Source organism: Microbacterium yannicii PS01, assembly GCF_000304335.1.
Classification (GTDB): Bacteria; Actinomycetota; Actinomycetes; order Actinomycetales; family Microbacteriaceae; genus Microbacterium; species Microbacterium yannicii_A.
The window spans coordinates 1-7,065 of sequence record NZ_CAJF01000056.1 but is presented as its reverse complement, the minus strand read 5'-3'; the positions used below and the strand labels follow the sequence as shown (position 1 = coordinate 7,065).

At 70.0% G+C, this 7,065-nt stretch carries 6 protein-coding genes; 2 read left to right on the top strand and 4 right to left on the bottom strand.

What is annotated here, in order from left to right:
* Positions 1–1,431 (bottom strand): glycoside hydrolase family 3 protein (locus WYM_RS20810; protein ID WP_157525361.1); only part of this gene is annotated, 1,431 nt, incomplete at its 3' end.
* Positions 1,428–2,732, bottom strand: a complete 1,305-nt coding sequence (locus WYM_RS18565) for an MFS transporter (RefSeq protein ID WP_019182350.1) — start codon at positions 2,730–2,732, stop codon at positions 1,428–1,430. The genes WYM_RS18565 and WYM_RS20810, both read right to left, overlap by 4 nt.
* Positions 2,733–2,869: 137 nt before the next feature.
* Here WYM_RS18565 and WYM_RS22435 point away from each other — a divergent pair, with 137 nt between their 5' ends.
* Positions 2,870–4,168, top strand: coding sequence for a TetR/AcrR family transcriptional regulator (locus WYM_RS22435; RefSeq protein ID WP_272943150.1), 1,299 nt, complete (start codon positions 2,870–2,872; stop codon positions 4,166–4,168).
* Between the two features lie 39 nt (positions 4,169–4,207).
* Here the strand turns inward: WYM_RS22435 and WYM_RS18555 are convergent, their stop codons facing one another.
* The gene (locus tag WYM_RS18555; RefSeq protein ID WP_019182348.1) at positions 4,208–5,251 is read right to left on the bottom strand and encodes a hypothetical protein; all 1,044 of its coding nucleotides are present in this window, start codon (positions 5,249–5,251) and stop codon (positions 4,208–4,210) included.
* Positions 5,252–5,382: 131 nt separating this feature from the next.
* Here WYM_RS18555 and WYM_RS18550 point away from each other — a divergent pair, with 131 nt between their 5' ends.
* Positions 5,383–5,844 carry a GNAT family N-acetyltransferase gene (locus WYM_RS18550; protein ID WP_019182347.1) on the top strand — a complete coding sequence of 154 codons (462 nt, stop codon included), beginning with the start codon at positions 5,383–5,385 and terminating at the stop codon, positions 5,842–5,844.
* 76 nt (positions 5,845–5,920) lie between these two features.
* On the opposite strand, the gene WYM_RS18545 is transcribed toward WYM_RS18550, so the two are convergent.
* On the bottom strand, positions 5,921–7,065 hold a 1,145-nt coding region (locus tag WYM_RS18545; RefSeq protein WP_019182346.1), incomplete at its 5' end, for an RQC domain-containing protein.

The following is a 7,065-nucleotide window of genomic DNA, read 5'->3' as shown; positions in this document are numbered from 1 at the left end:
CGGCCTCGGCCGGCGTCTCGACGACCGTGCCGTACGCGGCCGCGACCTCGGGAGCGATGCCTTCGACGTAGAGCCGCAGTCCGCTGCGGAGCGGCAGCGCCGGGTGCCGAGGCATCCGCCCAGCCCGTCTTCAGTGCGCGATTCGTGAGCACCGTGATCGAGGCGGCGCTGCGCCGCCTCGCCCGCGGCGCGGAAGTCGGCGCGGCCGACAGTAGCGTCCGCGGCTGCGACGTCGACGAACGGGTCGTCGAACAGGCCGAGCTCGAACTTCTCGCGCAGCAGCCGCCGCGCCGAGACGTCGAGGCGCTCCTCGGCGATCGCGCCGTCGCGCACCAGCTCGACGAGCATCTCGGGGCAGGCCTCGCCGCCGAACTGGTCGGCTCCGGCATCCAGCACCTTGCTCATGCGCTCGCGTGGCGACAGGTGCTCGACGCCCCACGCCCGCGCAGGGTGATGCTGCCCGAAGATCTCGGCGTCGGTGATGAGGCCCCAGTCGGTGCAGACCACGCCGTCGAAGCCGAAACGCTCGCGCAGCAGGCCGGTGATGACCGACTTGTTGAAGCCGAAGCCGACCTCTTCGTACTCGGTGCCCACCGGCATGCCGTAGTACGGCATGATCTGGCGGGTGCCGGCCTCGAAGGCCGCCTCGAACGGCTTCAGATGCAGTTCGAACTGCCCGCCGGGATAGATCTGCTCGCGGCCGTACGGGAAGTGCGGGTCTTCGCCGTCCTTCTGCGGGCCGCCGCCGGGGAAGTGCTTGGTCATCGTCGCCACCGATCCCGGCCCGAACGACGCGCCCTGGAACCCGCGGATGTAGGCCGCACCCAGGCGGGCGGTCAGGTCGGCGTCCTCACCGAACGTGGCGACCTGCCGCGCCCAGCGGGGCTCGGTGGCGAGGTCGATCTGCGGGTGCAGCGCGACACGCAGCCCGACGGCGGTGTACTCCTGGCGCGCGATGTCGGCGAAGCGCTCGACGAGCTCTTCGTCGCCGATCGCGGCCAGGCCCAGCGTCTCGGGCCACTGCGAGAACGCGCCCGCGAGGATCGACGCGCCGGGGTTCTCGCTGAACGAGTGGCGCGGGTCGGTCGAGAGCGTCACCGGAATGCCCAGTCGAGTGGATGCCGCGAGCTCCTGCAAGCGGTTCTGCCACTTCGCGATCTCGCCGCCGGAGGGCGCGGGACCGAACAGGTTGAAGTGCGTCATGTGCCGCTCGGTGAGGTATTCGACCGCCGACGGCATGTCGAACACCGGATTGCGCTCGTCGAGCTCACCCAGCGCGATCATCGTGTGGAAGAACAGGCCCGCCTTCTCTTCGACGGTCATCTCCGCCAGCAGCAGCTCGACGCGCTCGTCGACAGCCAGGCTCGGATCGAGCCACGGGCGGTCGGCCGATGCCTCGGCCGCTCGGTCGATCGTGGTCGGATCGGTCATTTCACTCCCTTGATGCGGTAGACGAGGATGGCGCCGGCAAGGGCGACGGCTGCGCCGACCAGGTACCAGAGGCTGTAGCCGCCGAGCGCCGTGCCCGCGCCGAGCGCGATGACCAGCGGCGCGATCGCGGGCGCGATCGACTGCGGCAGCGCGTTGGCCATGTTCAGCACGCCGAGATCCTTCGCGACGTCGTCGGGGTTCGGCAGCACCTGGGTCGCCAGGGCGAGGTCGACAGAGAAGAACGAGCCGGCGCCGAGGCCGATGATGCCCTGCGCGAGGATCACGACCGGCACCGACGGCGCGAACGCGAGCAGCACGAGGCCGCCCACCATGACGATTCCCGCGATGGCCACGAAGGGGCGGCGCTTGCCGACCCTGTCGGAGAGGAAGCCGCCGAGCGGGCTCGAGATCACCATGCCGATCGTCGAGGCGATGTTGGCGAAGAGGATCGTCGAGATGGCGCCCTGCTCGTCGAGGGCGAACTTCTCGGTCAGGAAGTAGGGCAGGAAGGTCGCGATGCCCGCGTAGCCGAACATGATCATGAACTTCGTGAGCCAGGTCCAGCCGAAGTCGGGGTGCTTTACCGGGTTGAAGACGAACGAGCCGAAGAACTGTCCGACCGTGAACCTGTGCGCCGGCTTGTGCTCGAGGCGGCGGTCCTTGAGCACCGCGACGAAGAGGGCGGCGAAGACGAGAGTGATGAGACCCGGCACCAGGAAGCGCAGCAGATCGTCGCCGATGAAGTTGATCAGGAAGCTGCCGGCGAGGATCGCCAGCGGCGTCGTGATGCCCACGATGCCCGACACCCGGCCGCGGCTGGCGACGGGCGTCTGATCGGGGAGGGTGGCGTTGGCCGCGGCGAGCATCGCGTTGAGCGCCGCCTGCGCCAGACACCATCCGATCAGCACGACCCACACCGACGTCGCGATGCCGATGAGCAGGAAGGCGCCCACGCCGATCAGCGCTCCGCCGAGGATCCACGGTCGACGCATGCCCCAGCGAGACGTGGTGCGGTCCGAGAGCCGGCCGGCGAGCGGGTTCGCGACCAGGGCGAAGAGCGCGCCCGCACCGCTGACCAGGCCGAGGTTCGCCGTCGCCTGCTCGGGCGTGGCTGAGATGTGCTGGATCTTGAACGCCATCGACACCATCACCGGGGTGAGGAGCGCCAGGTACACGCCGAAGTTGGCGCCGGCCAGGCCGAGCGCGTAGCCGCGGGGGGTCTTCGTCGGCGTGGTACCGGGGGCCTTGAAGCCTGTGGTGCCGGCGGCTGCGGCCGTCGCGGCGGGCGACATCTCTGTCATCGGAGTCCTTTCACACGAGTCGATCTCGTCGGCGGCGACGGTGATCCATCCGGAAGAATACATGAAACCAGACCAAGTGGTAACTGAATCCCGACCGAGTGGTAATGCGTCAGGATGGGATCGGAAAGGGGGATCGGGTGACGAGTCAGGCGACGATCGCGAGAGCGGCAGGCGGCGCGCGCAGTGCACGCACGGCTCAGACGCGCGCCGCCATCCTCTCCGCCGCACACGACGCGTTCGTCGCGCGGGGTTACCGTGCGACCTCCCTCCGTGACATCGCCGCCGCAGCCGGGATCAGCCACCCCGGCCTGCTGCGCCATTTCGCGACCAAGGACGAGCTGCTCGCCGCGGTGGTCGACTCGTTCGAACGCGACAACGAGATCGACGTGCTCGACCGCGTCGCGGCCGGCGAACCCGGCGTGCTCGGCTTCAGCGAGATCGCACGACACAACGAGACCGTGCCGGGCTACCTGCCGCTCTTCTCGGCTCTCACGGGCGAGGCATCCACCGCATCGCATCCGGCGCACGAGGTCATGCGCGCGCGCTACGCCCGCCTGCGCGCGCTGTCTGCCGAGGTGATGCAGGAGGCGATCGACCACGACGCCATGGCGCACGATCGCCGCCCGCAGGACGAGGCCGTGCGCGTACCCGCCGCGTGGGACGGGCTTCAGGTGCTCGCCCAGTACCTGCCGGGCGAAGTCGACATCGCCGAGACCCTGGAGACGTACGAGGGGATGCTGTCGCTCCCGGTCGGCTGGCGCGAGCCGGACGACCCCGGCCCGCGCTCCGGTGTCTTCGCCGTGCCAGTGCCGCGGATGCCGGCGTTCGCGCCGCCGAGCAGCACGGGAGCCGTGGGCTACCGGGTGGGCAGGGAGCGCCGGGAGCGCATCCTCGCCGGGGCGACGGCGCTGTTCGCCGAGGAGGGGTACGGCGACACGAGTCTGCGCGACGTCGCCGAACGCGTCGGGGTGTCGAAGTCGACGCTCCTGCACTACTACGGCTCGAAGGAAGGCCTGCTGAGCGCCGTGCTCGCCGAACGCGACCGCCAGCTCGAGTCGCGAGAATCGTACGTGCGGGCCGATCGCGCCGCCGACGAGCTGCGGGGCCTTCCGCTGGGCGCCTCAGAGAACACGCTCACGGCTCCAGGTCTCATCGAGGTCTATGCGGTGCTCTCGTGCGAGGCCGTTCCCTCCGATCACCCCGCACACGCGTACTTCGAGCAGCGGTTCCGCGATGTGCTCCAGCACTTCACCGCCCTCTTCCGGGCTGCGCAGGCGGACGGCGACCTCCCCGCACACCGCGATCCCGACTTCGAAGCCCGCTGGCTCGTCGCCCTCTGGGACGGCCTGCAGTACCAGTGGCTCTACGACCGCGAGCGCGTCGACGTCGCCGCGCACCTCACCGCTCACCTGGAGGACGTGCTGCCGCGCGGATGACGTGGGCCCCGCCCTGGCGTTGGACGGCGGAGCCGGAGCTCACGGCATCAACACGGTCAGAGCTGCCGCAGCGACTTCCTCGGGCCGGTCGCCGCCCACGACGATGCGGTTGGGCCCGACGATGGCGAGAACCTCGACAGCGCGTGCACCAGAGCCCGAGCCGTCATCGATCCGGTAGGCCGCGTCCGCCCCGGGGATGCTGATGGCGACAGCTCCGGCCGCCTCCAGCTGCGCCGGTGACGGGCCGCCGACTCCGGATTGCATCTGGATCTCGGTGATGAGTGTGCTGCCGCTCGCGGAGTACTCGTACCACGGACACCATGCGGCCACGCCCTCACCCTCGATGACTTCCCATGCCGGCCCCTCGGGGATGTTGTCACCGGGAAAGCCGGACTCGGGGTTCGCCATGCCCGCTGCCGCCGCGACGGGCTGCTCGAGCGCGGTGCAATCCGGAAGGGTCCACCACTCTTCCGTCGCCTCTTCTGGAACACCTGAGACCTCCTCCGGAGATCGGGCGAAGATGGCCTCGATCCCGGCGTCGACGGCACTTCTGAGAGCCTGCGCCTCGCTCTCCGAGAGTTCGGTCTCAGGCCCATACTGACGAGTCGTCTCGGACAGGACCCACATCCCGAAGCGGGTCTCGGCGCGCCCGCAGATCGCCCATCCGTAGCACCCGAACTCGGCGTGCGCAGTGACGAGGCTCTCCGGAACGGCGCCCACAGGGATCATCGTCACACTCAGATAGCCGATCTGAGCATCATCGGCCGTCCACCAGCACATGAGGCCGCCCAGGCGAGCCAGCGATGCGGACGTGTCGGGCATCACTCCATGGGGGCGGTTCGGTGCGTGGACCTGCGGCTCGGCGCCGAGGAAGATCTCGCGGGCGACATCCGTCGGCAAGACCGAGGCGCAGTCCCCCGAGAAGGGGACCTTTGAGCGGGGCGGCTCAGGAGAGGGAGTGCTTGTCGCCTCCGCCGCGGGCGGCGCCACGGACGGCGATGGTGCGACCGCTTCGGCGGCGCAGCCGGAGAGGACGCACACAGCGACGAGGGTGAGCGCCGCAAGGATCCGGTGATTCGCCATACGGCAACCGTATTTCCTTCGTACGCCTGCGCTCGTCCGCCCTCATAACGGTCTGAGCACGGATGCATGCCGGCCCCCGCATATCTTCCGGCTCCGGTGACGTGTCAGCTCGGCGGATCTACGGTGGACGCATGAACGAGTGGCCGGTGCGGCGTGCAGACGTCGAGGACGCCGACGTCGCGGCCCGGCTGCTGGACGACTTCAACGCCGAGTTCGAGACCGAGACTCCGGGGCCGGCCGTCCTCGCGGCGCGACTGAGACACCTGCTCGCCGGCAGCGACACCTTCGCACTGCTCGGCGGTGATCCTGCCGTCGGGATCGCGCTGGTGACACTGCGTCCCAACGTCTGGTACCCCGGGCCGGTCGCGCTCCTCGATGAGATGTATGTGGCGCCCCACGCGCGCGGCTCGGGCATCGGCGGTGCGATCGTCCGGCGGCTCGTGAGCGAATGCCGGTCGGCCGGCGTCTCGGCGATCGAGATCAACGTCGACGAGGGCGACGTCGACGCGCAGCGTTTCTACGCGCGCCACGGATTCCACGGAGCGGATCCGGCGACGGGCGAGCGCGCGTACTACTTCAGCCAGGAGCTCTGATCTTCCGGCCGGCGCAGGCTCAGGGCGGCGCCGCCGGATGGCTCTGAGCCGCGGACCGACGGAGGTTCGAAGGAAGTCAGGCTGCTGTGGCGACGACCTGAAGCACGGCCTCGCCGTAGGCCTCGCGCTTCTTCGCGCCGATGCCGGTGACGCCGTCGAGATCGGCCAGGCTGGCGGGGCGGCGCTCGGCGAGCGCCCGCAGCGTGGCGTCGCCGAACACGATATAGGCGGGCACGCCGAGTTCTTTGGCGACGTCGGCGCGCCACGCCCGCAGGGCTTCGAACAGGCCGACGTCGCCCGTCGACAGCGTCTCGGGCGCCGTCGTCTTGCGCACGCGGGCAACGCCTCCCGAGCGGCCCATGACGTCGCGGCGGAGCGGAACGGGAGCCTCGCCGCGCAGCACGCCGCCGGCGGGCTCGCCGAGCGCGAGTGTGCCGTATTCGCCGCGGGCCACCAGGATGCCGCGCGCCAGCAGCTGGCGGATCACACTGCGCCAGTCCTGCTCGCTCATGTCTGCCCCCAGCCCGAACGTCGAGAGGGTGTCGTGACCCTGCTGTCGGACACGCTCGGTCGAGCTGCCCCGCAGGATGTCGATGAGGTGCCCCGCGCCGAAGGCCTGATTGCGCTCGCGCTGCAGACGCACGATCGTCGACAGGAGCTTCTGCGCCGGCACGAGCCCGTCCCACGTCTCGGGCGATTCGAGGCAGGTGTCGCAGTTGCCGCAGGGCGCCGACTGCTCGCCGAAGTAGCCGAGCAGATTCTGGCGGCGGCATGCGACCGTCTCGCACAGGGCGAGCATGGCATCGAGGTGCTGGCCCAGGCGCATCTTGAACGCGCGATCGCCGGGTGACTGGTCGATCATGCGCCGCTGCTGCACGACGTCGCCGAGGCCGTACGCCATCCACGCGACGGACGGTTCGCCGTCACGGCCGGCGCGGCCCGTCTCCTGGTAGTAGCCCTCCACCGACTTGGGCAGGTCGATGTGAGCGACGAACCGCACGTCGGGCTTGTCGATGCCCATGCCGAAGGCGATCGTCGCGACCATCACGACGCCGTCCTCGCGGAGGAACCGGGACTGATTCGCGGCGCGGGTCTCGGCGGGAAGACCCGCGTGGTACGGCAGCGCGTCGATGTCCTGACCCGAGAGGAATTCGGCGGTCTGCTCGACCGACTTGCGGCTGAGCGCGTAGACGATGCCGGCCGCGCCCGCGCCCTGCGACC

Excerpts from the sequence above, each read along its gene's own strand:
- WYM_RS18565 (WP_019182350.1), bottom strand. The coding sequence starts at position 2,732 with ATGACAGAGATGTCGCCCGCCGCGACGGCCGCAGCCGCCGGCACCACA.
- WYM_RS18555 (WP_019182348.1), bottom strand. The coding sequence starts at position 5,251 with ATGGCGAATCACCGGATCCTTGCGGCGCTCACCCTCGTCGCTGTGTGC.
- WYM_RS18550 (WP_019182347.1), top strand. The coding sequence starts at position 5,383 with ATGAACGAGTGGCCGGTGCGGCGTGCAGACGTCGAGGACGCCGACGTC.